27 protein-coding genes and 1 tRNA gene are annotated in these 25,521 nt (G+C 64.4%); 10 read left to right on the top strand and 18 right to left on the bottom strand.

What is annotated here, in order from left to right; all coding sequences use genetic code 11:
* Nucleotide 1 precedes the first annotated feature (1 nt).
* From LE190_RS00500 to ccmA, 8 genes are read right to left on the bottom strand one after another with little or no spacing between them, the layout of a single operon-like run.
* The gene (locus LE190_RS00500) at nt 2-451 is read right to left on the bottom strand and encodes a cytochrome c-type biogenesis protein (protein ID WP_225236884.1); all 450 of its coding nucleotides are present in this window, start codon (nt 449-451) and stop codon (nt 2-4) included.
* On the bottom strand, nt 441-974 hold the full coding sequence (locus LE190_RS00505) for a DsbE family thiol:disulfide interchange protein (protein WP_225236885.1): 534 nt from the start codon (nt 972-974) through the stop codon (nt 441-443). Before LE190_RS00505 ends, LE190_RS00500 begins: the two co-directional genes overlap by 11 nt.
* Nucleotides 971-2,956, bottom strand: coding sequence for a heme lyase CcmF/NrfE family subunit (locus LE190_RS00510; protein ID WP_225236886.1), 1,986 nt, complete (start codon nt 2,954-2,956; stop codon nt 971-973). The genes LE190_RS00505 and LE190_RS00510 overlap by 4 nt, the downstream gene beginning before the upstream one ends.
* Nucleotides 2,937-3,392 (bottom strand): cytochrome c maturation protein CcmE, encoded by a 456-nt coding sequence (gene ccmE / locus LE190_RS00515; protein ID WP_225236887.1) that lies wholly within the window; start codon nt 3,390-3,392, stop codon nt 2,937-2,939. Before ccmE ends, LE190_RS00510 begins: the two co-directional genes overlap by 20 nt.
* Nucleotides 3,389-3,619, bottom strand: a complete 231-nt coding sequence (gene ccmD / locus LE190_RS21990; RefSeq protein WP_369598411.1) for a heme exporter protein CcmD — start codon at nt 3,617-3,619, stop codon at nt 3,389-3,391. Before ccmD ends, ccmE begins: the two co-directional genes overlap by 4 nt.
* Nucleotides 3,553-4,326, bottom strand: a complete 774-nt coding sequence (locus tag LE190_RS00525) for a heme ABC transporter permease (protein ID WP_225236889.1) — start codon at nt 4,324-4,326, stop codon at nt 3,553-3,555. Before LE190_RS00525 ends, ccmD begins: the two co-directional genes overlap by 67 nt.
* Before the next feature lie 22 nt (nt 4,327-4,348).
* Nucleotides 4,349-5,017: a heme exporter protein CcmB gene (ccmB, locus tag LE190_RS00530; RefSeq protein WP_225236890.1), complete on the bottom strand. Its 669-nt coding sequence runs from the start codon at nt 5,015-5,017 to the stop codon at nt 4,349-4,351.
* The gene (ccmA, locus tag LE190_RS00535; protein ID WP_225238023.1) at nt 5,017-5,685 is read right to left on the bottom strand and encodes a cytochrome c biogenesis heme-transporting ATPase CcmA; all 669 of its coding nucleotides are present in this window, start codon (nt 5,683-5,685) and stop codon (nt 5,017-5,019) included. The genes ccmB and ccmA overlap by 1 nt, the downstream gene beginning before the upstream one ends.
* Nucleotides 5,686-5,744: 59 nt before the next feature.
* On the opposite strand from ccmA, the gene LE190_RS00540 reads away from it, so the two are divergent.
* Complete coding sequence (locus tag LE190_RS00540; protein ID WP_225236891.1) at nt 5,745-6,311, top strand: nitroreductase family protein; 567 nt, start codon at nt 5,745-5,747, stop codon at nt 6,309-6,311.
* A gap of 149 nt (nt 6,312-6,460) precedes the next feature.
* Here the strand turns inward: LE190_RS00540 and rng are convergent, their stop codons facing one another.
* From rng to LE190_RS00580, 8 genes are all read right to left on the bottom strand, one after another.
* Nucleotides 6,461-7,933 carry a ribonuclease G gene (rng, locus tag LE190_RS00545; RefSeq protein ID WP_225236892.1) on the bottom strand — a complete coding sequence of 491 codons (1,473 nt, stop codon included), beginning with the start codon at nt 7,931-7,933 and terminating at the stop codon, nt 6,461-6,463.
* Nucleotides 7,934-8,103: 170 nt separating this feature from the next.
* Complete coding sequence (locus LE190_RS00550; protein WP_225236893.1) at nt 8,104-8,721, bottom strand: Maf family protein; 618 nt, start codon at nt 8,719-8,721, stop codon at nt 8,104-8,106.
* Between the two features lie 10 nt (nt 8,722-8,731).
* Entirely contained in the window at nt 8,732-9,202 is a 471-nt protein-coding gene (gene rlmH, locus LE190_RS00555) for a 23S rRNA (pseudouridine(1915)-N(3))-methyltransferase RlmH (RefSeq protein ID WP_225236894.1), read from the bottom strand.
* A 16-nt stretch (nt 9,203-9,218) separates the two neighbouring features.
* Nucleotides 9,219-9,905, bottom strand: coding sequence for a ribosome silencing factor (gene rsfS / locus LE190_RS00560; protein ID WP_225236895.1), 687 nt, complete (start codon nt 9,903-9,905; stop codon nt 9,219-9,221).
* A complete protein-coding gene (locus LE190_RS00565; protein ID WP_225236896.1) occupies nt 9,905-10,576 on the bottom strand; it encodes a nicotinate-nucleotide adenylyltransferase in 672 nt (223 codons plus the stop codon). Before LE190_RS00565 ends, rsfS begins: the two co-directional genes overlap by 1 nt.
* Nucleotides 10,573-11,484, bottom strand: coding sequence for an oxygen-dependent coproporphyrinogen oxidase (gene hemF, locus LE190_RS00570; protein ID WP_225236897.1), 912 nt, complete (start codon nt 11,482-11,484; stop codon nt 10,573-10,575). Before hemF ends, LE190_RS00565 begins: the two co-directional genes overlap by 4 nt.
* Nucleotides 11,485-11,574: 90 nt before the next feature.
* Nucleotides 11,575-12,840, bottom strand: a complete 1,266-nt coding sequence (purD, locus tag LE190_RS00575) for a phosphoribosylamine--glycine ligase (RefSeq protein WP_225236898.1) — start codon at nt 12,838-12,840, stop codon at nt 11,575-11,577.
* Nucleotides 12,841-12,853: 13 nt separating this feature from the next.
* Complete coding sequence (locus tag LE190_RS00580; protein ID WP_225236899.1) at nt 12,854-13,579, bottom strand: YebC/PmpR family DNA-binding transcriptional regulator; 726 nt, start codon at nt 13,577-13,579, stop codon at nt 12,854-12,856.
* 160 nt (nt 13,580-13,739) lie between these two features.
* Here LE190_RS00580 and LE190_RS00585 point away from each other — a divergent pair, with 160 nt between their 5' ends.
* Genes LE190_RS00585 through LE190_RS21805 form a run of 4 tightly spaced genes read left to right on the top strand, consistent with a single transcriptional unit; the run spans nt 13,740 to nt 16,163 of the window.
* Entirely contained in the window at nt 13,740-14,660 is a 921-nt protein-coding gene (locus LE190_RS00585) for a DMT family transporter (RefSeq protein ID WP_225236900.1), read from the top strand.
* Nucleotides 14,657-15,055, top strand: coding sequence for a methylglyoxal synthase (locus LE190_RS00590; RefSeq protein WP_225236901.1), 399 nt, complete (start codon nt 14,657-14,659; stop codon nt 15,053-15,055). The genes LE190_RS00585 and LE190_RS00590 overlap by 4 nt, the downstream gene beginning before the upstream one ends.
* A gap of 11 nt (nt 15,056-15,066) precedes the next feature.
* On the top strand, nt 15,067-16,041 hold the full coding sequence (locus tag LE190_RS00595) for a quinone oxidoreductase family protein (RefSeq protein WP_225236902.1): 975 nt from the start codon (nt 15,067-15,069) through the stop codon (nt 16,039-16,041).
* On the top strand, nt 16,038-16,163 hold the full coding sequence (locus LE190_RS21805) for a hypothetical protein (protein ID WP_267875290.1): 126 nt from the start codon (nt 16,038-16,040) through the stop codon (nt 16,161-16,163). The genes LE190_RS00595 and LE190_RS21805 overlap by 4 nt, the downstream gene beginning before the upstream one ends.
* Before the next feature lie 205 nt (nt 16,164-16,368).
* Here LE190_RS21805 and LE190_RS00600 read toward each other — a convergent pair whose 3' ends face one another.
* Nucleotides 16,369-17,010 (bottom strand): DUF4136 domain-containing protein, encoded by a 642-nt coding sequence (locus tag LE190_RS00600; protein WP_225236903.1) that lies wholly within the window; start codon nt 17,008-17,010, stop codon nt 16,369-16,371.
* Nucleotides 17,011-17,203: 193 nt separating this feature from the next.
* Here LE190_RS00600 and pepN point away from each other — a divergent pair, with 193 nt between their 5' ends.
* From pepN to LE190_RS00615, 3 genes are all read left to right on the top strand, one after another.
* Nucleotides 17,204-19,849, top strand: coding sequence for an aminopeptidase N (pepN, locus tag LE190_RS00605; RefSeq protein WP_225236904.1), 2,646 nt, complete (start codon nt 17,204-17,206; stop codon nt 19,847-19,849).
* A gap of 155 nt (nt 19,850-20,004) precedes the next feature.
* Nucleotides 20,005-21,006 (top strand): class 1 fructose-bisphosphatase, encoded by a 1,002-nt coding sequence (locus LE190_RS00610; RefSeq protein ID WP_225236905.1) that lies wholly within the window; start codon nt 20,005-20,007, stop codon nt 21,004-21,006.
* A 121-nt stretch (nt 21,007-21,127) separates the two neighbouring features.
* Nucleotides 21,128-21,203, top strand: a tRNA-Thr gene (locus LE190_RS00615).
* A 1,024-nt stretch (nt 21,204-22,227) separates the two neighbouring features.
* On the opposite strand, the gene cadR is transcribed toward LE190_RS00615, so the two are convergent.
* Complete coding sequence (gene cadR, locus LE190_RS00620; protein WP_225236906.1) at nt 22,228-22,653, bottom strand: Cd(II)/Pb(II)-responsive transcriptional regulator; 426 nt, start codon at nt 22,651-22,653, stop codon at nt 22,228-22,230.
* 92 nt (nt 22,654-22,745) lie between these two features.
* On the opposite strand from cadR, the gene LE190_RS00625 reads away from it, so the two are divergent.
* A complete protein-coding gene (locus LE190_RS00625; protein WP_225236907.1) occupies nt 22,746-25,169 on the top strand; it encodes a heavy metal translocating P-type ATPase in 2,424 nt (807 codons plus the stop codon).
* Entirely contained in the window at nt 25,169-25,513 is a 345-nt protein-coding gene (gene czcI / locus LE190_RS00630; RefSeq protein ID WP_225236908.1) for a cation efflux protein, CzcI family, read from the top strand. The genes LE190_RS00625 and czcI overlap by 1 nt, the downstream gene beginning before the upstream one ends.
* Nucleotides 25,514-25,521: the final 8 nt, after the last annotated feature.

Below are 25,521 nucleotides of genomic sequence, written 5' to 3' on the forward strand. Positions count from 1 at the left end.
GTCACTGCGTGTCCTCCTTGCCAGGCCTGAGCAGCCGTTCGGCGCGCTCGTATTCGGCCTGCTGCAGCGGAGCGGCCGGACGCATGCGCCGGATACGCCACGCCAGGCCGAGGGCGCCCCCCACAAGCAGTAGTGCCGGACCGAACCATAGCAGCATGGTGCTGCTCCTGAGCGGCGGCCGATAGACCACGAAGTCGCCATAGCGCTCTGTCATGAAGGCAAGGATCTGTTCCTCGCTCTTGCCTTCGGCGAGGAGTTCACGTACCTGCCGGCGCAGGTCGACGGCCAGCTCGGCGTTCGACTCCGCGATCGTCTGGTTCTGGCACACGAGGCAGCGCAGTTGATGCGACACAGCTTCGGCACGCTCGTCGGTGGTCGGTGCGGACGCGCGCGCAGTGTGAGCCGCCGTGGCCAGCAACAGGCACAGGGCGAACAGGAGTTCACGTGGCATTCAGGCTCCTTATCAACGGGATGATGCGGGACTCCAGGAGTTCCTGGGTGAGCGGGCCGGTGTGGCGGTAGCGGACGATGCCGCGGGCGTCGATGACAAAGGTTTCCGGCACGCCATAAACCCCGTAATCGATGCCGATCCTGCCCTCCGGATCGGCGATCGACAGGACATAGGGATTCCCATGCAACTGGAGCCAGCGCAAGCCGGCATCCTCCTGGTCCTTGTGGTTCAGGCCCACGACCGGCGCCAGGCCCTGCTGCGCGAAACGGGTCAGCACGGGGTGCTCATGGCGGCAGGAGACGCACCAGGAGGCCCAGACGTTCAGCAACCATACCTTGCCCGCCATGTGGCGCGGCGAGAAGGTGTCACCGGCTGTTCCGAGCCGGCGGGCTTCGAAGGCCGGCGCCGGCTTGCCGACCAGGGGCGAGGGCAGTTCACGCGGGTTGCGCTTCAATCCGATCGCCAGGAAGGCGGCAATCGTCAGGAATACCAGCAGCGGCAGCAGGAAATGGATCTTCTTCATGTGTGCAACGCCGCGTTGCTTGCGCTGCTGCGTGCCGCAGCCGTCGGCGCCAGGGTGGCGCGGTAGCGCTTGTCGGCCGCGGCGGCGAGTCCGCCCGCCGCCATCAGGAGGGCGCCCGCCCAGATCCATCCGATGAAGGGCTTGTGCTGCACGCGCACCAGCCAGCGTCCTGGTTCGGTCTCCTCGCCGAGCGAGACGTAGAGGTCGCGCAGCGGGCTGCGATCAATGGCGGCTTCCGTCATGGCCATGCCCTGCACCGTATACATTCTTTTTTCCGGCCTGAGCGTGGCAAGATGGCGACCGCCGCTGCTCACGGCGAACAGGCCTTGCACGCCACGGTAGTTGGGGCCCTCGACCCGGCGCAGGGCGGTCAGCCTGAATGTATGCTCGCCAAGCGTGACGGTGTCCCCGGCGCGCATGCTCGCATCGCGCGCGCTGTCGAATCCATTGGCTACCGTGACCCCCGCAACGAAGATGCCGAGGCCGGCGTGCGCGACCAGCATGGCCCACCAGCTGAGCGGTTCGCGCGCCAGGCGCGTGCTCAAGGGCATGGCGGGTGGCGCGCGCCGCACCCGGTAGACAAGCTGCCATACGGTGCCGAGCACGATCCACAGGGCCATGATCAGCCCCAGGGCGACCAGCGGCGTTGCCCTGGCTGCCAGCGCCGCGGCGCCGGCGAACAGTAGCGACGCTGCGGCGACGCCACCGAGCTGGCGCAGCACCGCCCGCGGCTGGGACGACTTCCAGGCCACGAAGGGCCCGACCGCCACCAGCAGCAGGGCCGGCACCATCAATGCCACGAAGACGGTCTCGAAGTAGGGCGGGCCCACCGAGATCTTGCCCAGGCCGAGTGCGTCCAGGAACAGCGGATAGAGGGTGCCGAGCAGGACCGCCGCAGCCGCTGCCAGCAGGACTACATTGTTTGCAAGCAGGAGCGCTTCGCGCGAAAACAGGGCGAAGCGGCCGCCATGGCCGACCCGGCCCATGCGCCAGCCATACAGGAGCAGCGAGCCGCCCACGACCAGCGTCAGGAACACCAGGATGAACGTACCGCGCGTCGGGTCGGTCGCGAAGGCGTGCACCGAGGTCAGCACACCCGAGCGCACCAGGAAGGTGCCGAGCAGGGAGAGCGAGAATGCCAGGATCGCCAGTAGCACGGTCCAGCTGCGGAAGCTGCCGCGCTTTTCGCTGACGATCAGCGAATGGATCAGGGCGGTTCCGACCAGCCAGGGCATGAAGGAAGCATTCTCCACCGGGTCCCAGAACCACCAGCCGCCCCAGCCGAGTTCATAGTAGGCCCAGAAGCTCCCCATGAAGATGCCGAGCGTCAGGAAACCCCAGGCGAGCAGTGTCCAGGGCCGCGACCAGCGCGCCCAGGCCGCGTCGAGCCGGCCCGCGAGCAGCGCCGCGATGGCAAACGCGAACGCCACTGAAAAGCCGACATAGCCCATGTAGAGCAGCGGTGGGTGGATGATCATTCCCGCATCCTGGAGCAGCGGGTTCAGGTCCTGTCCATCGAGCGCGGACGGCACCAGCCGGGCGAACGGGTTGGAGGTCAGCAGCATGAACAGCAGGAAGCCGGTGCTGATCATGCCCAGCACGGCCAGCACCCGCGCAACCATGTCCTGCGGCAGGCGCTTGCTGAAGACGGCGACCGCGAGCGACCAGCATCCCAGCAGCCAGGTCCAGAGCAGGAGCGAGCCTTCGTGGCTTCCCCACGTGGCCGTCACCCGGTAGAACCATGGCAGCAGTGAATTCGAGTTCTGGGCCACGTAGAGGACCGAGAAGTCGTTTTGCAGGAACGCAGCAACCAGGCAGGCCAGTGCGACCGTGGTCAGGGCGACCTGGCCCGAGGTGGCGGGGCGCGCCACCGCCATCCAGCGCCCGTTGGCGCGGTGTGCGCCGGCAAGAGGAACAAGGGACTGGACCACGGCCAGGGCCAGGGCCAGCATCAGGGCATAATTACCGATTTCCGGCAGCATTCGATTCCTTTGCTTTGGCTTCCTGTTGCGCCAGTGCGTATGCGGCTTCCGGCGGCATGTAGTTTTCGTCGTGCTTGGCCAGGACTTCTTGCGCGGTGAAGCGCCCGTCCTGCAGGCGCCCCTGCGCGACCACCCCCTTGCCCTCCTTGAACAGGTCGGGCAGGGCGCCCTGGTAGACCACGGGGACGGTCCGGTGCATGTCGGTGACGGCAAAGGACACGGTCAGGCCGTCCGGATGGCGCCGCACGCTGCCCTCCTCGACCATCCCGCCCATGCGGAACAGTCCGGCAGAGGGCGCCTCGCCTTTGGCAATCTGGGTGGGCGTGTAGAAAAACACGAGGTTTTCCCTGAAGGCGGACAGGACGAGCCATGCTGCCAGTCCGAGCAGGAGAACGGCACCCAATACAAGGGCCAGCCGCTGTTGGCGTGCTTTCATTGGTCCTCCCCGCGTCGGTCGATTGCCAGGGCGGCCCGGCGCATCCGCCTATGGACCAGCCAGGTCTCGCAGGCAAGCGCAGCGAAGCTCACCAGGCATGCTCCCCAGACGAAGGCGCCATGGCCTCCCATCGATACGAATTCCTGCAAGCTATTCCAGTTCATGAGATGTGTTTCTCCCAACTGCGCGTCCAGTCGGCGGCGTACTCGCGTTCGAGCACGATGCATCTGGCACGTTTCAAGGTGATCGCGGCCGCATAGGCCCAGAATGACACGGTCATCAACAACAGGCCGGCCAGCATCGGCGTGGCCATCGAAGGCGCTTCGGTCAGCCGGATCGAAGCGCCCTGATGCAGCGTGTTCCACCATTTCACGGAAAAGTAAATGATCGGAACGTTGACGATGCCGACGATGGCGAGGATAGCCGCAGCGCGGTCGGCCCGGCGCACATCATCGAAGGACGCATGCAGTGCCATGAAGCCGACATACAGGAACAGCAGAATGAGCTCCGAGGTAAGACGGGCATCCCATACCCACCAGGTACCCCAGGTCGGCTTGCCCCATAGCGCACCCGTCCACAGCGCGAGGAAAGTGAACAGGGCGCCGGTGGGGGCCAGTGCGCACGCCATGATCGAGGATACGCGGGTGTTGTAGATGAAGCCGATTGCCGCCCACAAGGCCATGGCGACGTAGATCAGCATGGAGAGCCATGCAGCGGGCACGTGCACATAGATGATGCGGTAGGCCTCGCCCTGCTGCGCATCGGTGGGTGCGATGAGAAATCCCACCGCCAGGCCCGCCACGCCGGTGACCGCCGCCAGGACGGCAAGCCATGGCGCGAGCCGCGCTGCGAGCACGACGAAGTTCGGCGGCGCCGCAAACCGGAACAGCCGGGTGCGCGGCCGGGTACGGACGGGGGGCTGGGCGATGCTCATGGACTCTCCTGAATCTGTTCGACTATTCCTGTGACAGGCGCAATGCCGCGGCCGTAGCCCAGGGGGCCAGCGCGAGTGCGACGCAGGCCAGCGCACCCAACAACATCAGGTAGGGGGCCGGCGTCATGCCCGTCAAACTTGCTGTCAGCGCCCCCGAGCCAAGGATCACGACCGGTATCTGAAGCGGCATCACCAGCAGTGCAATGAGCAGGCTGCCGCCGCGGCTTCCGAGTCCGAGCGCGGCGCCGATCGAGCCGATGGTGCTGAAGACCAGCGTTCCGAGCAGTGCGCTGAGCAGGAGGGTGCCGAGTGCCGGGCCGTCCAGTCCATACTGCAGTGCGACCACGGGCGCCACGATGGCCAGGGGAACGCCGGATGTCATCCAGTGGGCAGTGATCTTCCCGGCAGCCAGCACGACGAGGGGCTCGGGCGACAACAGCATCTGTTCGAGTGTACCGTCTGCCAGGTCCGGCTCGAACAGGCGTTGCAAGGCCAGCAGCGAGGCCAGCAGCGCCCCTGCCCAGATGATTCCTGGCGCAATACGCAGCAGGAGTGCCTTTTCGGGTCCTATGCCCAGTGGGAAGAGACTGGTCACCATCACGAAGAAAACCAGCGGTGACGATACATCGACAGGCTGGCGCAGTGAGCAAAGCAGACCGCAACGGACCGCATGTAGGTACGCCGGCAGCATCAGTTGGCGCCGGGCAGCCGGAGCGAACGGACATCTGGTGGGCCGGCATCCTGGTGCGAGGTGTAGACGATGATGCCGCCATTGCTGCGATGGGCTTGCATGGCAATGCACAGCGCATCGACCGCAGCGCCGTCAAGGCCAACGAAAGGCTCGTCGAGAATCCACAGTGTACGAACGCGCGGCAAGTGGAGGCGGGCCAGCGCAACACGCCTGCGCTGGCCCTGCGACAATGCTTTGCCAAAGGTGCAGGCATGCGCACCGAGGCCGGCCTTGGCAAGTGCGTCGAGCGCAAGCGTCTTGCCGGCTTGCCCGATGAGGAGCTCTGTGAACACGAGATTTTCCCACGCCATCAAGTTATCCTTTACAGCCGCCGCATGGCCGATATAGAGAAGATCCTGGCGCACATGCCCGTCCGGATTACGCACGCCGGTTCCTTGCCACGATACGTGGCCGGTATCTGCCTGGCGCAGGCCTGCGAGAATCCGCAGCAGGCTTGTCTTGCCGCTGCCATTCTCCCCATCGATCCGCAAGACGTCTCCTGCACCAAGCGCGAATTCAAGGCAGGTGAAGAGGATACGGTTGCCTCGCCGGCACCCTAGCTTATGGCAGACTAAAGACAAATAGCGCCTTTCATGCTCATGAATTGTTCGAATATTACCTCTTTGCATGAATGAGGAGTGTACGATTGCGAGCGGCACGGAGCCATACGAGAAGGAGGAGTGCACTGATGATCAATGAAGCTTCGGCGATTCTGGCAGCGCGTCGCCACGTCTCACTGCGGCGTCTGGTAGCTCCGGGACCGGATGCTGCTGCGCTCGAGCAGATCTTTCGAGCGGCTGCGCAGGCGCCGGACCATGGACTCTTGCTGCCTTGGCGCTTCATTCTGATCCAAGAGGAACGGCGCCGGGAGTTGGCCGATGTCTTCGTCGAGGCGCTGGTAGAGCGCGATCCGCTTGCCGGGAAAGAAGCCTGCGAGGCGGCAGCGAAAAAGGCTTTTCATGCGCCTTGCGTGATAGCTGCAGTCCTCGTCGACGAGACCGGTAACCGGATTCCAGTGGCCGAGAAACTGGTATCGCTCGGTTGCGCGATTCAGAATATGCTCATCCTTGCGCAAGCGCTGGGTTTCGGTAGCGGACTGGCCAGCGGAGCAGCAATGAACGTGGCCGGCATGCGGCGCCTGCTGCGCCTGGCGCCATACGAACAGGCGGTTTGCTTTATCGGTTTTGGCACCGGGAGCCCGGCCCGTGCGCCACGCGAACGGCCAGCCGCTGAGCGTTTTGTTTCATACCTTTGACTACTGGCGGGTAGGAAGCGGCTTGACCTTATGTAGTTACTCGTGTCGCTGTAGTACACCCTGTGGCCAGCGCAAGCTGTCAGCCATCAGCCATCAGCCATCAGCCATCAGCCATCAGCCATCAGCCATCCATTGTGACAGCACTATTCCTACATCAAAATCACGTCGTACTGTTCCTGGTGGTAGCCCTTTTCCACCTGCAGCGAAATGCGCTTGCCGATGAAGTCGCCCAGCATCGCCAGGTGCTGCGATTCCTCCTCCAGGAACAGGTCGATCACCTCTTGCGAGGCGACGATGCGGAACTCGCGCGGATTGAACTGCTTGGCTTCGCGCAGCAGTTCGCGCAGGATCTCGTAGCAGATCGTGCGCGAGGTTTTCACCTGCCCCTTGCCGGAGCAGGCGGGGCAGGGCTCGCACAGGATGTGGGCCAGCGATTCGCGCGTGCGCTTGCGGGTCATCTCGACCAGGCCGAGCGCCGAGAAGCCGCTCACCGAGACCTTGGTGCGGTCGCGCGCCAGGGTCTTTTTCAGTTCCGCGAGCACGGCGTTGCGGTGCTCGTTGTTCTCCATGTCGATGAAGTCGAGGATGATGATGCCGCCCAGGTTGCGCAGGCGCAGCTGGCGCGCGATGGCATGCGCCGCTTCCAGGTTGGTCTTGAAGATGGTATCGGCGAAGTTGCGCCCGCCGACATAGCCGCCGGTGTTGACGTCGATGGTGGTCATCGCCTCGGTCTGGTCGACGATCAGGTAGCCGCCGCTTTTCAGGTCCACGCGCCGGCCCAGCGCGCGCAGGATCTCTTCCTCGACGCCGTACAGGTCGAACAGCGGCCGCTCGCCGGTGTAGTGGGTCAGGCGCGCCAGCACGCTCGGGGTATAGACCTGCGCGAACTCGACCAGCATGTTGTAGTTCTCGCGCGAGTCGACCTGGATGGTTGCGGTCTCCTCGTGCACGAAGTCGCGCAGCACGCGCTGGGCCAGGTTCAGGTCTTGGTAGAGCAGGGTGGTGGGCGGCTTGGTGCGCGCGCCCTGGACGATGGTGTTCCAGGTCTTGCGCAGGTAGTCGACGTCGGCGGCGAGGTCGGAATCAAGGGCTTCCTCGGCCTGGGTGCGCACGATGTAGCCGCCTTTTTCTTCCTTCGGCAGCAGGTTTTGCAGGCGCGCGCGCAGGTGCTCGCGGTCGGCCTCCTTTTCGATTTTTTGCGAAATGCCGATGTGCTGGTCCTGCGGCAGGTAGACCAGCATGCGGCCGGCGATCGAGATCTGGGTCGACAGGCGCGCACCCTTGGTGCCGATCGGGTCCTTGATGACCTGCACGGTCAGTACCTGGCCGTCGAACAGCAGCTTTTCGATGGGCGTGGGCGCCGCCAGCGCGCCGTTGGCGCCCTCGTGGTTGCGCGCTTCCCAGATGTCGGCCACGTGCAGGAACGCGGCGCGCTCCAGGCCGATGTCGATGAAGGCCGACTGCATGCCCGGCAGCACGCGCACGACCTTGCCGAGATAGATGTTCCCCGCCAACCCGCGCGTGAGGGTGCGCTCGATGTGCAGCTCCTGCACAGCGCCCTGCAGGATCAGCGCCACGCGCGTTTCCTGCGGGGTGATGTTGATGAGGATGTCTTCGTTCATGGCCGGCCGTGCAGTATTGTTCAGAGCGACATGATACACGGTGCTCGCATGGCGAGGCTGGCGTAGGGTGGGCGAGTTCCTCGCCCACGCGGTGATTGCTACCCGCTCCGCGTTCTTGCCGGATGATCTTGCCGCAAACGATCACCGCGTGGGCGGGATACCCGCCCACCCTACACAGGGTAACCGGCCTTGCGCAGGAGCCGGGCCGTCTCGAACAGCGGCAGGCCCATGATGCCCGAATGGCTGCCTTCGATATGCTCGACGAACAGGGCGGCCAGGCCCTGGATGCCGTAGCCGCCCGCCTTGTCGTAGGGTTCGGTGGTGGCGCAATAGGCCTGGATCTGGGCCGGGCTCAGGGCCGCGAAGCGCACGTCCGACACCTGGGTCACCTGCTCGGCCACCCGTTCGGCATGCACGGCCACCGAGGTCAGCACCTGGTGGGTGCGGCCGGACAGGCGCCCGAGCATGGCGAGCGCCTCCTCGCGGTCGGCTGGCTTGCCGAGGATCTCGCCGTCGATGGTGACGGTGGTGTCGGCGGTCAGCACCGGGCGCAGCGGCTGGCGCCGCATCTGCAGCACCTTCCACGCGAACGCGCCCTTTTCGCGCGCCACCCGCGCCACGTAGGCCTGCGGGTCTTCGCCCGGCAGCACCGCTTCGCTGACGTCGATCCCGCGTGCCGGGTCGCTGCGTAGCATCAGCAACTCGAATTCCACACCCACCTGGCGCAGCAGTTCGCGCCTGCGCGGGCTCTTCGAGGCGAGGTAGATCTTCTTGTCAGTGTATTTCATGGGGCAGGCGTCAGACGCGGTGGTACGGATGGTTCTGGGTGATCGACCAGGCACGGTACAGCTGTTCCGCCAGCATCACGCGCACGATTCCGTGCGGCAGGGTCATGCTGGAGATGCGGATCAAACCTTCGGCGCGCCCCTTGAGTTCAGGGTCGAGCCCGTCGGCGCCGCCGATCAGGAAGGCGGTGTCGCGCCCGTCCTGCTGCCATTGTTCCAGCATGCGCGACAATCCGACGCTGGTCAGGTCCTTGCCGCGCTCGTCGAGCGCGATGATGCGCACGCCTTTCGGCAGCACGGCTTCGATGCGCTCGCGTTCGAGCGCCATCGCGGTGGCGGCGGTCTTGCTGCCGGAGCGCTCGACCGGCTTGATTTCCTTGAGCACGATGCGCAGCTCGGGCGGCATGCGCTTCGTGTATTCGCCGAACCCGGATTCGATCCAGGCCGGCATCTTGTGCCCGACTGCGGCAATGATCAGCTGCATACAATCAGGACGACGCTTACTCGGCGGCCTTCTTCACGCGGCGGATGACTTTTTTCACCGGCTCGGCATCGGCCGCTGCCGCCTTCGGCGTGCGCTTCGGCGGCTTGGCCTTGGTCGCTTCGACGGCGGCGATCTCGGTCTTGCTCGGGCCGACCTTCACGGTCTTGCCGGTCGGGACCTTCTTGGCGGCCGGCTTCTTCGCGGCAGCGGTGCCGGTGGCGGTCTTGGCGGCGGGCTTGCGCGCGGCCGGCTTGCGTTCCTTGACCGGCTGGGCTTCCGGCTCGTCCTTGTTGGCGGCCAGGTGCTTCGACTTGACCTTCGACTCGGCAGCCTCCGCCGCTTCCGGCGTCGACTTGCGCTTGGCCGCGCCCAGCTTCACCGGCTTCTCGCCCCAGATCTCTTCCAGGCGGTAGTACTGGCGGATGGCCGGCTGCATGATGTGCACGATCATGTCGCCCAGGTCGACCAGCACCCATTCGCCGGTATCCTCGCCTTCCATGCCGACCACGTCGCCGCCGGCGGCCTTGACCTTGTCGCGCACCGAGGCGGCCAGCGCCTTGGTCTGGCGGTTCGAGGTGCCCGAGACGACGGCGATGCGGTCGAACAGGCTGGTCAGGTGCGTCGTGTCGAACAGGACGATTTCCTGGCCCTTGACGTCTTCGAGGGCGTCCACGACGAGGGTCTGCAGTTTCTTGATATCCATTAGTTTTTGTATAAGTTGTGTTGTTGAATATAGTCTAGCACTTGCTGCGGAACGAGCGCGCCTAGGTCAAGCCCGGTATCGGCAGCGCTGCCGGCACTTGCATGCAAGGCATTTCTAATTTGAGTGGCGGAAATATCCACCGCCAGTGTATGCGCCAGGCATACTTTGCCAGACGGCGTGGCACGCACCTGCGCGGGCGTCGCCAGCCGTCCCGCGAGTGCCTGCGCCACGGCCGGCGGCAGTCCGTCCTCGGACAGCGTGTAGCCCGGGCGCGCCGCCACGCCCAGGTTGGCGAGCGCGAACAGGTCCTGCCAGTCGCGCCAGCTGTCGAGCTTCATGAGCTGGTCGGCGCCCATCAGGAACACGATCGAGGCGGCCTCGCCCAGCTCGGCGCGCAGCCCGCGCAGGGTCTCGACGGTATAGGTCGGGCTGGCCCGTTCGATTTCGCGCGGGTCGATCGCCACCGGGAAGGTCTGCTCGGCGAAGGCCAGTTCCAGCATCGCGATGCGCTGCGCGTCGCTGGCCTGCAGGGCGCTCTTCTGCCACGGCCGGGCCGGCAAGATACGCAGCTGGTCGGGCTGGAGCAGGTCGGCAAACAGGGCGGCCAGCGCGACGTGGCCGTGGTGCACCGGGTCGAAGCTGCCACCCAGCAGGGCAACGCAGGCTGTCACGGGGCCAGCCAGTCCCGGTGCGGGAGGAAATCGGTGTACAGCGCCGCTTCAGGCGAACCCGGTTCCGGGTGCCAGTCGTAGCGCCATGTCACGATCGGCGGCATCGACATCAGGATCGCCTCGGTGCGTCCGCCCGACTGCAGGCCGAACAGGGTGCCGCGGTCCCACACCAGGTTGAATTCGACATAGCGTCCGCGCCGGTAGGCCTGGAAGCCGCGTTCGCGCTCGCCGTAGGGCGTGTCCATGCGCGCCTTCACGATCGGCAGGTAGGCATCGAGGAAGCCGTCGCCCACCTCGCGCACCATGGCGAAGGCGGCGTCGAAGCCGGTCTCGTTGAAGTCGTCGAAGAAGATGCCGCCCACGCCGCGCGCTTCCTTGCGGTGCTTCAGGTAGAAGTAGTCGTCGCACCACTTCTTGAAGCGCGGGTGCAGGTCGTCTCCATATGGCGCCAGCGCGTCGTGGCAGACCTGGTGGAAGTGGCGCGCATCCTCGGCATTGCCATAGTAGGGCGTCAGGTCCATGCCGCCACCGAACCACCACACCGGATCTTTTCCTTCGGCTGTCGCTTCGAAGAAGCGCACGTTCATGTGCACCGTCGGCACGTAGGGGTTACGGGGGTGCAGCACCAGCGACACGCCCATCGCTTCCCACGCGCGGCCCGCCAGTTCCGGACGCGCGGCCATGGCCGAAGGCGGCAGGCTCGAACCGGTCACGTGCGAGAAGTTCACGCCGCCGCGCTCGAACACATTGCCTTCCTCGATCAGGCGCGAGATGCCGCCGCCGCCTTCCGGACGCTCCCAGCTGTCGGCCAGGAAGGGCTTGCCGTCGATGTCTTCCAGGGCCGCGACGATGCGCGACTGCAGGGCGAGCAGCCAGGTTTTGATGGCGGATGGGTCGGGGCTGGACATGTAGGCTGGACGTACTGGGCGGGATGGCTGAAAGTGGGCAGATTGTACACCTGCCCAGGTGGCGGTCTGGTACTCGTATGCTTGCGCGGTTTACTTCAGGCCGCGCCAGCCGATGTCGCGGCGGTACTGGGCGCCGTTGAAGTGGATGCGCTCCACCGTCTCGTAGGCCTGCTTCTGGGCCATCTTGACGCTGTCGCCCAGGCCGACCACGCACAGCACGCGTCCGCCGCTGGTCTGCAGGCTGCCGCCCACCAGCTGGGTGCCGGCATGGAAGGTGACGCATTCGGGCGTCTCGGCGGGGATGCCGTCGATGACATCGCCCTTGCGCGGGCTGTCCGGGTAGCCGGCGGCCGCCATCACGACGCCGACCGCGGTGCGGCGGTCCCATTCCAGCTCGACCGCGTCCAGCGTGCCGTTGCAGGCGTGGTCCAGCACGTTCAGGAAGTCGCTCTTCAGGCGCGCCATGATCGGCTGGGTTTCCGGGTCGCCCATGCGGCAGTTGAATTCCAGCGTGCGCGGATTGCCTTCGCTATCGATCATCAGGCCGGCGTACAGGAAGCCGGTGAACACGATGCCGTCCCTGGCCATGCCCTGGATGGTCGGGTTGATGATCTCGCGCATCACGCGCGCATGCATCGACGGGGTCACGATCGGGGCCGGGGAGTAGGCGCCCATGCCGCCGGTGTTCGGGCCTTCGTCCTTGTCCTTCAGGCGCTTGTGGTCCTGGCTGGTGGCCAGCGGCAGCACGTTCCTGCCGTCGCACATGACGATGAAGCTGGCTTCCTCCCCTAGCAGGAATTCCTCGACCACGATGCGGGCGCCGGCGTCGCCGAAGGCGTTATCGGACAGCATGTGGTCGACCGCGGTGTGCGCCTCGTCCAGTGTCATGGCGACCACCACGCCCTTGCCGGCCGCCAGGCCGTCGGCCTTGATGACGATCGGGGCGCCGTTGGCGTCCACGTAGGCGTGGGCCGAGGCCGCATCCGAGAAGCTCTGGTACTTCGCGGTCGGGATGCCGTGGCGCTGCATGAAGGCCTTGGCGAAGTCCTTCGAGCTCTCCAGCTGCGCCGCTTCCTTCGTGGGGCCGAAGATCTTCAGGCCGCGCGCGCGGAACAGGTTGACGATGCCGGCGGCCAGCGGGGCCTCCGGGCCCACCAGGGTCAGGGCGATGTTTTCGGCCACCACGAAGTCGGCCAGCGCCGCCGGATCGGTGATCTCGACGTTCACCAGGCGCGCGTCGCGCGCGGTGCCGCCGTTGCCCGGGGCAACGAAGACAGCCTGGACGCGCTCGGACTGCGCCAGTTTCCAGGACAGGGCATGTTCACGGCCACCGGAGCCGACGACGAGGATTTTCATACGATGTCTTTCGTTACTCTTCGATGACCGCGTTGGTGTAGACATCCTGGACGTCGTCCAGGTTCTCCAGCGCGTCGAGGATCTTCTGCATCCTGGCGGCGTCGTCGCCAGTCAGCACGGTCTCGTTGTCCGGCTTCATGATTACTTCCGACACCTCGGCCTTGAAGCCGGCCTTTTCCAGCGCTTCCTTCACGCCGGCGTAGGAGAACGGGGCGCACAGCACTTCGAAGCCGCCTTCCTCGTCCTGCACCACGTCGTCGGCGCCGGCTTCGAGCGCGGCTTCCATCAGCCTGTCTTCATCGACGCCCGGCGCGAACTGGAACTGGCCGACGTGCTTGAACATGAAGGCCACCGAACCCTCGGTGCCCATGTTGCCGCCGTACTTGTTGAAGGCGTGGCGCACTTCGGCCACGGTCCGCACGCGGTTGTCGGTCAGGCAGTCGACGATGATCGCCGCGCCGCCGATACCGTAGCCTTCGTAGCGGATCTCTTCGTAGTTCACGCCTTCGAGTTCGCCGGCGCCGCGCTGGATCGCGCGCGTGACGTTATCCTTCGGCATGTTCGCGTCGGCCGCCTTCTCGACCGCCAGGCGCAGGCGCGGATTCGAATTGATGTCGCTACCGCCCATGCGCGCGGCCACGGTGATCTCCTTGATCAGGCGCGTCCAGATCTTGCCGCGCTTGGCGTCGGTGGCGGCTTTCTTATGCTTGATGTTGGCCCATTTGCTGTGTCCAGCCATGTCGAGAATTCCTTAGACGGTATGCAAGAGTGGGCGACATTCTAGCATAGGCCCTACCCGCCAAATCGGCGCCAGCAGTCGCGGAAACAACAGCAGGGCGGCCGGATGCGAAGCCGGCCCGGTGCCAGCGAAGCCGGCCGATCGCCCGTACAATCCGTGGATGAAGCGAAGCACTCCCGTCAATACCGGCGCGCCCCTGCCGCGCGCTGCCCTGGTGTCCGGCCTGGCGATCGCCGTCGCCGGCGCCGTCCTGTTTTCCACCAAGGCCATCGTGGCCAAGCTGCTGTACCGCTACCAGATCGATGCGGTGACCCTGATCGCGTTCCGGATGCTGTTTTCGCTGCCGGTGTTTGCCGCCGTGGCGCTGTGGAAGATGCGCACTCAGCCGCCGCTGGCCGTGCGCGACCGCTGGCGCATCGTCGGGCTGGGCCTGCTCGGCTACTACCTGTCGAGCTACCTGGACTTCCTCGGCCTGCAGCACATCTCGGTCGGGCTGGAGCGCCTGATCCTGTTCCTGACCCCGACCTTCGTCCTGCTGGCCAACATGCTGGTCTTCAAGCGCCGCATTGGCGCGGCCGCCTGGGCGGCGCTGGGCCTGGCCTATGCCGGCATCGTGCTGGTGTTCGTGCACGACCTGGCGGGTGGCGCCGGCAATACGGCGCTGGGCGCGCTGCTGGTGCTGGGCTCGGCCCTGGCCTATGCCGTCTACCTGATCGGCACCGGCGAGATGGTGCGCCGCATCGGCTCGCTGCGCCTGGTGGCGTATGCCATGTGCGTCTCGAGCGTGGCCTGCATCGGCCAGTTCTTCCTTCTGCGTCCGGCGGGCATGCTGGTGCAGCCGGCCGGCGTTTACTGGCTGTCGCTGGTGAATGGGGTATTCTGTACGATCTTCCCCGTGTTCATGACCATGGCCGCGGTACAGCGCATCGGCGCCGCCACCGCCTCGCAGGCCGGGATGATCGGGCCGGTGTCCACGCTCTTCCTCGGCGCGCTGATCCTGGGCGAACCGGTCACCGGCGTGCAGCTGGCCGGCACCGGCCTGGTCCTGCTGGGTATTTATACGCTCTCGATAAAACAATGACCATGACTGCCAGACCAAGGATCGCGCTGATCGCGCACGACAAGAAAAAAGACGAGATGATCGCCCTGGCCCGCGAATACCTCGGCTTCCTGCAGGAGTGCAGCCTGTGCGCCACCGGCACCACCGGCGGGCGCCTGGCGAAGGAATTGGGGCTGGCGGTCGAACGCATGCATTCCGGCCCGGTGGGCGGCGACCTGCAGATCGGCGCCCGCCTGGTCAGTGGCGGGATCGATTGCGTGGTGTTCCTGCGCGACCCGATGACCCCGCAGCCCCATGAACCCGACATCAACGCGCTGGTGCGCGCCTGCGACGTGCACGACATCGCCTGCGCCACCAACGTCTCGACCGCGCGCCTGGTACTGTCGCAGCTGATGCGCAGTGGCGCCCAAGCCTGAAGGAGGACCGCATGGTCAAAGCCATCCGCATCGCCGCCACCGGCGGCCCCGAGGTACTCGACTACGTGGACACCGAGCCCGGCACGCCCGGGCCCGGCGAGGCGCGCGTGCGCCACCACGCGATCGGCGTCAACTACATCGACACCTATTTCCGCAGCGGCCTGTACAAGCTGGACCTGCCCTCCGGTTTGGGCCAGGAAGGCGCGGGCGTGGTGGAAGCGGTGGGCGAGGGCGTGACCCACGTCGCACCGGGCGACCGCGTCGCCTATGCCGGCGGCCCGTCCGGCGCCTACAGCGAGGCGCGCGTGATGCCGGCCCATTTCCTGGTGCGCCTGCCGGAATCGGTTTCCTTCGAAACCGGGGCCGCGATGATGCTGCAGGGCCTGACGGTGCAGTATCTGTTCCGCCAGACCTATGCCCTGCAACCCGGCCAGACCATCCTGTTCCATGCGGCCGCGGGCGGCGTCGGGCTGATCGCCTGCCAATGGGCCAGGGCGCTGGGTGTGAACCTGATCGGCACGGTCGGCTCGGAAGAAAAGGCGGCACTGGCGCGGGCGCACGGCGCGGCCCACGTCATCAACTACAACACCGAAGACGTGGTCCAGCGCGTGCTGGAGATCACGGGTGGCGCCAAGGTGCCGGTGGTCTACGACTCGGTCGGCAAGGACACCTTCATCCGCTCGCTCGACTGCCTGCAGCCACGCGGGCTGATGGTCAGCTTCGGCAATGCCTCCGGCGCGGTGCCGCCGTTCGCGCTGAGCGAGCTGGCATCGCGCGGCTCGCTCTACATCACGCGGCCGACCCTGTTCTCGTACGCGGCCACGCGCCCGGCGCTCGAAGCGATGGCGGCCGAGCTGTTCGAGATGGTCGAAAGCGGCAAGGTGAAGATCGAGGTCAAGCAACGCTTCGCCCTGCGCGACGCCGCCGAAGCGCACCGCGCACTCGAAGGCCGCCGCACCACCGGTTCGACGGTGCTGCTGCCATGAGCGAGCCGCCGAAAAAAGACGATGGCGCGCCGAAGTTCGGGCGCCTGCTGGTGGTGCTGGCCTTCGCGCTGGTGCTGATCGTGGCGATCACCTTGGGGTCGGAGGCGTATTTCACGCCGTGACCTGATACCTTTCAGTAAAGATGATCGTAGGGTGGGCAAGTCTCTTGCCCACGCGGTGATAGCCAGGATTTGAGCAGCGGCACGGGCTGCATCACCGTGATGTGAACGCGTGGGCAAGGAACTTGCCCACCCTACAACTGCCAAGATCCCCGCTTGACTGAACAGTATCAAGCCTTGCGGCCCCATTCTGCTTGCTGGCGGGCGCTCAGCCCTGGGTTTGCTTCAGCTCCACCCGGCGCGCCACGCCGGAGGGGCCGGGGAAGCCTTCGAAGGCGCTCCGCACCAGGGCCGGCATCACGGCCGGGGTGGACAGCTGGCGGCTGGTGTTGTGCACCGTGACGTCGAACAGGCGCTTGCCGTCGGCGGCCGACTTGATCCCGACCTGCAGCTCGCGCCGGTACTGGTGCTCCACCGAGACCTGGTAGGCCGGGCTCCAGAACGGATCGTAGAACGGGCTCGCATACCAGCCGCCCCAGTAGCGGCGCGGGAAGCCGCGGTAGCCGAAGCGCGGCACCGGATGCCATAGCGGCTGGTAGAAGGGCGAGACCGGTTCGATGACGCGCACCGGTACGTCGGTGGTGGTGAAGCGCATCGACACCGTCAGCGCCGGCTTGCCGGCGCCGGCATCGCGAAAGCCCAGCCGCGCCAGCTGGGTGCGCACCAGGTCCTGGTAGGCACGGTACTCGAGCGTATCGTCCTGCGCGGGCGGCGCCTCGAACGCATAGCTCTTGTCCTCGACCTGCGCCGGCCACTGGTGGAAGGTGGTGACATCGCTGCGGATCGTGGTGGCGCACCCCGTCAGCAGCATGGTAAGCGCCGCTCCGGCGGCGACCATGAGGCGTTTCATTCTGTTCTCCCTTGTCGAGACGGATTTTTCCTAGGCTGTAGATTAGCTTCTGTTCAGAAACTATTGAAACACATTTACACCCGGTTACCGCCAGCACATTCCGATACATGCACAAACGTGGCGGACGCGCGAAATCTTGTTGGTAAAATAAGCACCTCATCACGCATCCCAACTGCCTTTTTGCGGACTTCCTATGCGCACCGACACGCCCCAGACGATTTACCGGAGTGACTACACCCCGCCGACCTACCTGGTGGATACCGTGGAGCTCGGCTTCGACCTCGACCCCGCCCGCACCGTGGTTGCCAACCGCATGACGCTGCGCCGCAATGGCGGCAGCGCGCGCAACGAGATCACGCTGCATGGCGAAGACATCGAGCTGGTGGCGCTGCGCCTGAATGGCCGCGTGCTGGGCGCGGGCGAATACGCGCTGCGCGACAACCTGCTGCGCATCCCGGACGCGCCGGACGAAGCCACCCTCGAGATCGAGACCGTGTGCGTGCCGGAACAGAACACGACCCTGAGCGGCCTGTACACATCGAACGGCAATTTCTTCACCCAGTGCGAGGCCGAAGGCTTCCGCCGCATCACCTATTTCCCGGACCGTCCGGACGTGATGGCGGTGTATACGGTGATGCTGCGTGCCGACAAGGAGCGCTATCCGGTCCTGCTCTCGAACGGCAACCTGGTGGAGGAGGGCGAGCTGGGCGATGGGCGCCACTATGCCAAATGGGAAGACCCGTTCAGGAAGCCTTCCTACCTGTTCGCCCTGGTCGCCGCACGCCTGGTATGCCAGGAGGAAACCTTCCGCCTGGCGGATGGCCGCGACGCCCTGCTGCAGGTGTGGGTCGAAGAGGGCAACCTCGACAAGACCGACTACGCCATGCAGTCGCTCAAGCACAGCATCCGCTGGGACGAGGAGCGCTACGGGCTGGAACTCGACCTGGACCGCTTCATGATCGTCGCCACCGGCGACTTCAACATGGGCGCGATGGAGAACAAGGGCCTGAACATCTTCAACACCAAGTACGTGCTGGCCAATCCGCGGGTGGCGACCGACATCGACTTCCAGGGCATCGAGGCGGTGGTGGCGCACGAATACTTCCACAACTGGACCGGCAACCGCGTCACCTGCCGCGACTGGTTCCAGCTGTCGCTGAAGGAAGGCCTGACGGTGTTCCGCGACCAGGAATTCACGGCCGACATGATCGGCACCGCGACCGGCCGCGCCGTGACCCGCATCGACCAGGTGCGCACCCTGCGCCAGGCCCAGTTCCCGGAAGACGCCGGCCCGATGGCGCACCCGGTGCGCCCCGACTCCTTCGTGGAGATCAACAACTTCTACACCGTGACCGTGTACGAGAAGGGCGCCGAAGTGGTGCGCATGTACCAGACCCTGCTGGGACGCGAGGGCTTCCGCAAGGGCATGGACCTGTATTTCGAGCGCCACGACGGCCAGGCCGTCACCTGCGACGACTTCCGCCGGGCGATGGCCGACGCGAATGGCCGCGACCTCGCGCAGTTCGAGCGCTGGTACGACCAGGCTGGCACCCCGGTGCTGCGCTTCGAGACCCGCTACGACGAAGGCGCGCAGACCTATGGCATCACCCTGTACCAGTCCTGCCCGCCGACGCCGGGCCAGCCCGACAAGCGCCCCTTCCACATCCCGGTGGCCATCGGCCTGCTCGACCGCGAGGGCAATGACATGCCCCTGGTCCTGGACGGCAAGGAACTGGGCAGCACCACCGTGCTCGAACTGACCCAGGCCGAGCAGACCTTCGTGTTCAGCAATGTGAAGGAACAGCCGGTGCCGTCGGTGCTGCGCGATTTCTCGGCCCCGGTGATCCTGCAGCACGGCTATGGCGACAGCGAGCTGCTGCACCTGTTCCGCTTCGATACCGACCCGGTCAACCGCTGGGAAGCGGGGCAGCGCCTGGCCATGGGCCGCCTGCTCAAGCTCACCGGCGAGGCGCCGGTGTCGTCGCGCCTGAGCCTGGACGACACCTTCATCGAGGCGATGCGCAAGATGCTGACCGACGAGGCGCTCGACCCGGCCTTCCGCGAGCAGGCGCTGCTGCTGCCGACCGAGACCATGGTCGCCGAACAGCTCGAGGTGGTCGATCCGCTGGCGGTGCACATGGCGCGCCAGTTCATGCGCGCCAACATCGGAGCGCGCTTGCGCGCCGAGTTGCTGGCCCAGTACGACGCCAACCAGACCCCCGGCCCCTACAGCCCGGATGCGGCATCCGCTGGCCGTCGCGCGCTGAAGAACCTGGCGCTGTCCTACCTGAACGCGGCGCCGGACGAAGAAACGGTGGCGCTGGCGCTGCGCCAGTGCCAGGACGCGGACAACATGACCGACCGCGCCGCCGCCCTGAACGCCCTGATCCACGCTAGAGCCCCGCAAGCCGAAGCTGAGCTGGCGCGCTTCTACGAGGAGTTCCAGCACGAGGCGCTGGTGGTCGACAAGTGGTTCGCGATGCAGGCTTCGGCGCCGACCACCGACATCGCCAGGGTGCGCGAACTGATGCGCCATCCGGCCTTCAACCTGCGCAACCCGAACCGCGCGCGCAGCCTGGTCGCCACCTACTGCATGAACAACCCGGTCGAGTTCCACGCGCCCAATGGCAGCGGCTACCTGTTCTGGGCCGAGCACGTGGTGCTGCTCGACGCCCTCAACCCGCAGGTCGCCGCGCGCCTGGCGCGCGCCATGGACCGCTGGCGCCGCTACACGCCGGCCCTGCAGCAGCACATGAAGACGGCGCTGCAGCAGGTGGCGGGGCAGCAGCGCCTGTCGAACGACGTGCGCGAGATCGTGACGAAAGCACTTGCCAATTGACTTTCGTAGGGTGGGCGGGTCCCCGCCCACGCGTTCAAATTACCGTCGCGGACCGTGAGCATGTATCACTGCGCATACGCTTGATGAACGCGTGGCAGGAACCAGCCCGCCCTACAAATACAAGAACCGATTCGAAACCAAACCAAAGGAAGTCCATGAAACGCGTCAGTCTTACGCAATACCTGGTCGAGGAACAGCGCCTCCACCAGACCATCAACGCCGAGCTGCGCCTCCTGATCGAGGTCGTGGCGCGCGCCTGCAAGCGCATCAGCTATTCGGTCAGCAAGGGCGCGCTCGGCGAAGTGCTGGGCAGTGCCGAAACCGAGAACATCCAGGGCGAAGTGCAGAAGAAGCTGGACGTGATCTCCAACGAGATCCTGCTGGAAGCGAACGAGTGGGGCGGCCACCTGGCCGCGATGGCATCGGAAGAGATGGAAACCATCCGCCTGATCCCGAGCCGCTATCCGAAGGGCGAGTTCCTGCTGCTGTTCGACCCGCTCGACGGCTCTTCGAACATCGACGTCAACGTGTCGATCGGTACCATCTTCTCGGTGCTGAAGGCGCCGGAAGGCATGGTCGAACCGAGCGAGCAGGACTTCCTGCAGCCGGGCGCCCAGCAGGTGGCTGCCGGTTATGCGGTGTACGGCCCGCAGACCATGCTGGTGCTCACGACCGGCAACGGCGTGCACTGCTTCACGCTCGACCGCGAGATGGGTTCCTGGGTGCAGACCCAGAGCGACATGAAGATCCCGGAAACCACGAAGGAATTCGCGATCAACATGTCCAATAAACGCCACTGGCACCCGCCGGTGCAGCGCTACGTGGACGAGATGCTGGCTGGCAGTACCGGCCCGCGCGGCAAGGACTTCAACATGCGCTGGATCGCTTCGATGGTGGCCGACGTGCACCGCATCCTGAACCGCGGCGGCATCTTCATGTATCCGGCCGACCTGCGCGATCCGTCCTCGCCGGGCAAGCTGCGCCTGATGTACGAGGCCAATCCGATGGCCATGATCGTCGAGCAGGCCGGCGGCATGGCCACCGACGGCCGCAACCGCATCATGGACATCCAGCCGACCAAGCTGCACCAGCGCGTGCCGGTGTTCCTGGGATCGAAGAGCGAAGTGCAACTGGTGACCGGCTACCACCAGCAATAGGTCCAGACCTAGGCAGCGCGCGGCGTTGCACGATACACACTAGCTAAGTTGTCGAGTTGTTTGCTAGAATACGGTGCTTCGCCGGTCGGCCTTCAGCCTTTCCGCGCGTGGTACAGGTTTCGCCGCTGTAGCTCAGTCGGTAGAGCAGCGCATTCGTAATGCGAAGGTCACCAGTTCGATTCCGGTCAGCGGCACCAAAATTCAGTAATAATATCAAGGGGTTACAAGCGATCAGCGTGTAACCCCTTTTTATTTTTCCGGCTCATAGTACACCGTGTAACCGCTGTGTAACCCGGCTCTACGGTTCCTACATGCCCCCGACCCTATATACAGGCATCCTGGTGTAAGAATTATCCTACAAGTTAATTTGCGATCTAAATGCATCCCTGAAGATGGAATGCATAGGAAGGTCGTGAGGGCGTCGCGACGCGTGCTATTCAGCGCGTATGAAGAACTACTCCGGTTGTTGGGCCGTTTCGATGAAGCTGTCGTAAAGCTGCGAGCTGTACCGGCAGACGGGCACAGCGAAGTGAGAGCCGCCAAAATCGAAAAGCTCGCGAAGTGTGGCGACACTGCGGTGCGAATGTTGACTCCCCCAACTTGGTAAGAGTTGGGTAACCGAGAAGACCTGTTGATAGATCGACCACAGCACCTTACCCACCCTGCCAGCAGACCTACTAACACACCTAGTCAGTGATTTTTTCGCCAAGCTACATCTCGGGCCGTCGCGCGCGTGCATGTGATCAAGGCTAGGAACGAAGGGTTGAGACAGGGTCATTTTGTAAGTAAGTACTAACTTGTAAAGCCGGCTTTTTTTTCAGCTTTCTCCATGCCTTCTCTTAAAAGAGGAGAAGGCTGAAACCCGCATGGATACTAGGTTCTAAGAGATTTATATATATATCTTCTACCTTTCTCCACCCCCCACCTTTCTTTCGGCTATTCCGGAGCTATGACCGTTCAGATGCCTGTTGTTGGATTGATGTGGATATTCATCCCCGAAACTCCTAAGAGTCACTATGCATGCGGGTTCCAGCAGTTTCGCGTATGTGGATGTTGCGTGGATATTTGTGGATGTTGTCGACGGCAACGTGGCGGTCAGGTCCGCAGATAGGCGATGCTCTAGGAGATCACCTGCCACGAGCGGCCAAAGGTTTTTCCGGCTACGTGCCGGCTAAGTTGAAGTAGCTTGAGGCGTCAGTCTCTTAGCCCAAGTTTGGCAGTTCAACGGTGAACCCGACGCACTACAACCTCACACGCTTCAGTCCCAAGCGCATGCAAGATTGCGCATGAGCTTGCTGTATCAGCCACTACACAGCGGCCTCTTAGCTCACGTAGCTGCACCTCCAAAGCTGTCAGCGATTGAATCCGCTCGACGACGTGGCCGATATGTTTATCGAGAAGCTCGTTCACTCCTGCACATTCACCCTGTGGATCGTCCCGGAAGTCCAGCAAGGTCCGAATTTCGTCCAGGGTCATGTCCAGTGCCCGGCAATGACGTATGAATAACAGGCGTTCGCTGTGCCGCTCGTTGTACGTCCGGTAGTTATTCATCGCGCGCTCAGGCGGCATGAGTAGACCAACCCGCTCGTAATACCTAATGGTCTCCACTTGGCACCCGGATCGCTCCGCGAGTTCGCCGATTTTCATAAGGATTGCCCTGTTTCGTTCATCAACGCTTGACCCTACACCAGCTACAGGGTTTCAAATGGAGACTATACACAGTTTGCAGAGGAAACGTCATGTCGGAATGCCAGAGCAAGGCCTGTTGCGCGAAGTCGCCGGCGAGCACGCCCGCAGCTGCGAAGCCAGGTGTCGACGCAAGCGCACTCGAACTGAGTATTGCGCAGATGGACTGTCCGACCGAAGAAGGACTGCTGCGCCAGGCGCTGGGCCGGGTGGCGGGCGTCACCCAGCTGGACTTCAATCTCGTCCAGCGGAAATTGCGGGTGTCGCACAGTCTTCCCGACCCAGCTCCGATCATTACCGCCATTCGGTCCGTCGGCATGGAGCCGGTCGTCGAAGGGGGCAGTGACGCCGGGGAAGATGCGGCACATATCGTGTTCAGCATCGAGAACATGTGCTGCCCAACCGAAGAGGCACTCATTCGCAGCAAGCTCGCGAGCGTATCCCAGGTCGACAAGCTGGAGTTCAATTTGATGCAGCGGCGCCTGGCCGTCTGGCACAGCGGTCCTGTCTCCCAGATCGAAGAAGCACTAAGGTCGATCGGCATGGAGGGGACGGCAGTCGCAAACGTGCCGGGCCAGCACGCCGCGCAGGTGTCGGCGCCGACCCAGAAAAAGCAGTACATCGGCCTTCTGCTCGGTTTGGCCGCGGCGGTCGCCGCCGAGGTCATCGCATGGAGCACCGGGGTGGAGAATTCGGTGCCAGTCATTCTCCTGGCAGTGGCCGCCATCGCCGTTTCGGGCCTGGGGGTCTATAAAAAGGGCTGGATAGCCATTAAGAACCGCAACCTCAACATCAATGCCTTGATGTCGATTGCGGTGACCGGCGCGGTGCTGATCGGCCAATGGCCGGAAGCCGCGATGGTCATGGTCCTGTTCGCGCTCGCCGAGCTGATCGAGGCGCGCTCGCTCGACAGGGCACGAAATGCGATCCAGGGCCTGGTTGCCCTGACACCGGATACCGTGGAGGTACGCCTAGAAGGCGGCTCGTGGGCGGAACGTGAAGCGGCAAGCGTTGCGATCGGCGCTATCGCACGCGTCGGACCTGGTGAAAGGATCGCCTTGGACGGTGCGCTGACGGCCGGGCAGTCTGCCGTGAACCAGGCCTCGATCACAGGTGAAAGCATCCCGGTGTCGAAATCGGTAGGGGACATGGTGTTCGCCGGCACGGTCAACGAAACCGGGTCCTTTGAATACCGTGTCACAGCCGTCCACAGCAATTCGACGCTCTCGCGCATCATCCGCGCCGTCGAAGAGGCCCAAGGTAGCCGCGCACCTACCCAGCGTTTCGTCGACAAGTTCTCCAAGGTCTATACGCCGATCGTGTTCGCATTGGCACTTGCGGTCGCCATCTTTCCGCCGCTAGTGTTGGGAGCGCAGTGGATGCCATGGATTTACAAGGCGCTTGTACTGCTCGTGATTGCCTGTCCCTGCGCGCTCGTGATCTCCACGCCGGTGACGGTTGTCAGTGGCCTCGCCGCCGCAGCCAGGATGGGAATCCTGATCAAGGGAGGCGTCTATCTTGAGCAGGGTGGCAAAGTGCGCTCGCTGGCTCTGGACAAGACCGGCACCATCACCCAGGGCAAGCCGGTTGTGACCGATGTATCACCGTTGCGAGGAGATGCAGGCAGCCTGCTGCAACTGGCCGCATCGCTTGCAGACCGCTCGGACCATCCAGTATCGACCGCGGTGAGCCGCCATTGGTCGGGCCAGGCAGGCGCCACATCGGTGTCGGCGGTGACGGACTTTGAGGCGCTGACCGGCCGGGGCACGAAAGGAAAAATCGACGGGAAGTGGTACTACCTGGGTAACCATCGGCTAGTGGAGGAGCTAGGCATCTGCAATGACGCAACCGAGGCGGTGCTCGCGAAACTCGAAGGCGAAGGCAAGACCGCAGTGGTGTTATGTGACGAGACAGCGCCGCTGTTGATCATTGGTGTGGCCGATACCATTCGTGAAACAAGCCGCGAGGCGATCACCCAGCTTCACAGGCTTGGCGTTCGCACCGTCATGCTCACGGGCGACAACGCAGTGACCGCGTCGGCCATTGCACGCCAGGTTGGCATCGACGACGCGCGCGGCAACATGCTACCGGAGGACAAGCTCGCAGCGGTCGACGAAGAGATCGCCCGGCATGGGGTCGTCGGCATGGTCGGGGACGGGATCAACGATGCCCCTGCACTGGCCAAGGCGAATATCGGCTTCGCGATGGGCGCGGCAGGTACCGGTACCGCCATCGAGACGGCCGACGTCGCACTGATGGATGACGACTTGCGCAAGATCCCTCAATTCATCCGCCTCAGCAAGCAGGTGAGCAGCATCCTCAAGCAGAACATTTTTGCTGCGCTGGCGATCAAGGTGGTGTTCCTCCTGCTGGCTATTGCGGGATCGGCTACACTGTGGATGGCTGTGTTTGCCGACATGGGCGCGAGCCTGCTTGTCGTCTTCAATGGCCTGCGGCTGCTGCGTCAAAAAAACTAATGAAACGCTTATTCCTGATTTTCCTGCTCGTGCTCCTGCCGCTCCAGTTTTCCTGGGCGATTGCGGGAGCCTACTGCGCGCATGAGGAAGCGGCTGCCCCTCACTTCGGCCATCACGTGCACAAGCACGACGAAACCAAGGACGACGGCAAACATAAGGCAAAGAAAATCCAGGTCGACACCGACTGCGACTATTGCCATCACGTCCCGACCAGCGCGATTTTCGCCGCCAATTCCACGTTAGCGCAGCCCGGCTTGACCGTCCATCCCCGGTATGACGGTCCCCGCTATGCCTCTTATATCCCCGACTTGATTCCCCGGCCCGACTGGCAGGTACTCGCCTGAGACGGCGG

The organism is Massilia hydrophila (assembly GCF_020208145.1).
GTDB classification, from domain to species: Bacteria; Pseudomonadota; Gammaproteobacteria; order Burkholderiales; family Burkholderiaceae_D; genus Telluria; species Telluria hydrophila.

Bases quoted from the DNA above. Each gene is read 5' to 3' on its own strand.
- LE190_RS00500 (WP_225236884.1), bottom strand. From the start codon at position 451: ATGCCACGTGAACTCCTGTTCGCCCTGTGCCTGTTGCTGGCCACGGCG.
- LE190_RS00505 (WP_225236885.1), bottom strand. From the start codon at position 974: ATGAAGAAGATCCATTTCCTGCTGCCGCTGCTGGTATTCCTGACGATT.
- LE190_RS00510 (WP_225236886.1), bottom strand. From the start codon at position 2,956: ATGCTGCCGGAAATCGGTAATTATGCCCTGATGCTGGCCCTGGCCCTG.
- ccmE (WP_225236887.1), bottom strand. From the start codon at position 3,392: ATGAAAGCACGCCAACAGCGGCTGGCCCTTGTATTGGGTGCCGTTCTC.
- ccmD (WP_369598411.1), bottom strand. From the start codon at position 3,619: ATGCATCGTGCTCGAACGCGAGTACGCCGCCGACTGGACGCGCAGTTG.
- LE190_RS00525 (WP_225236889.1), bottom strand. From the start codon at position 4,326: ATGAGCATCGCCCAGCCCCCCGTCCGTACCCGGCCGCGCACCCGGCTG.
- ccmB (WP_225236890.1), bottom strand. From the start codon at position 5,017: ATGCTGCCGGCGTACCTACATGCGGTCCGTTGCGGTCTGCTTTGCTCA.
- ccmA (WP_225238023.1), bottom strand. From the start codon at position 5,685: ATGCAAAGAGGTAATATTCGAACAATTCATGAGCATGAAAGGCGCTAT.
- LE190_RS00540 (WP_225236891.1), top strand. From the start codon at position 5,745: ATGATCAATGAAGCTTCGGCGATTCTGGCAGCGCGTCGCCACGTCTCA.
- rng (WP_225236892.1), bottom strand. From the start codon at position 7,933: ATGAACGAAGACATCCTCATCAACATCACCCCGCAGGAAACGCGCGTG.
- LE190_RS00550 (WP_225236893.1), bottom strand. From the start codon at position 8,721: ATGAAATACACTGACAAGAAGATCTACCTCGCCTCGAAGAGCCCGCGC.
- rlmH (WP_225236894.1), bottom strand. From the start codon at position 9,202: ATGCAGCTGATCATTGCCGCAGTCGGGCACAAGATGCCGGCCTGGATC.
- rsfS (WP_225236895.1), bottom strand. From the start codon at position 9,905: ATGGATATCAAGAAACTGCAGACCCTCGTCGTGGACGCCCTCGAAGAC.
- hemF (WP_225236897.1), bottom strand. From the start codon at position 11,484: ATGTCCAGCCCCGACCCATCCGCCATCAAAACCTGGCTGCTCGCCCTG.
- purD (WP_225236898.1), bottom strand. From the start codon at position 12,840: ATGAAAATCCTCGTCGTCGGCTCCGGTGGCCGTGAACATGCCCTGTCC.
- LE190_RS00580 (WP_225236899.1), bottom strand. From the start codon at position 13,579: ATGGCTGGACACAGCAAATGGGCCAACATCAAGCATAAGAAAGCCGCC.
- LE190_RS00585 (WP_225236900.1), top strand. From the start codon at position 13,740: ATGAAGCGAAGCACTCCCGTCAATACCGGCGCGCCCCTGCCGCGCGCT.
- LE190_RS00590 (WP_225236901.1), top strand. From the start codon at position 14,657: ATGACCATGACTGCCAGACCAAGGATCGCGCTGATCGCGCACGACAAG.
- LE190_RS00595 (WP_225236902.1), top strand. From the start codon at position 15,067: ATGGTCAAAGCCATCCGCATCGCCGCCACCGGCGGCCCCGAGGTACTC.
- LE190_RS21805 (WP_267875290.1), top strand. From the start codon at position 16,038: ATGAGCGAGCCGCCGAAAAAAGACGATGGCGCGCCGAAGTTCGGGCGC.
- LE190_RS00600 (WP_225236903.1), bottom strand. From the start codon at position 17,010: ATGAAACGCCTCATGGTCGCCGCCGGAGCGGCGCTTACCATGCTGCTG.
- pepN (WP_225236904.1), top strand. From the start codon at position 17,204: ATGCGCACCGACACGCCCCAGACGATTTACCGGAGTGACTACACCCCG.
- LE190_RS00610 (WP_225236905.1), top strand. From the start codon at position 20,005: ATGAAACGCGTCAGTCTTACGCAATACCTGGTCGAGGAACAGCGCCTC.
- cadR (WP_225236906.1), bottom strand. From the start codon at position 22,653: ATGAAAATCGGCGAACTCGCGGAGCGATCCGGGTGCCAAGTGGAGACC.
- LE190_RS00625 (WP_225236907.1), top strand. From the start codon at position 22,746: ATGTCGGAATGCCAGAGCAAGGCCTGTTGCGCGAAGTCGCCGGCGAGC.
- czcI (WP_225236908.1), top strand. From the start codon at position 25,169: ATGAAACGCTTATTCCTGATTTTCCTGCTCGTGCTCCTGCCGCTCCAG.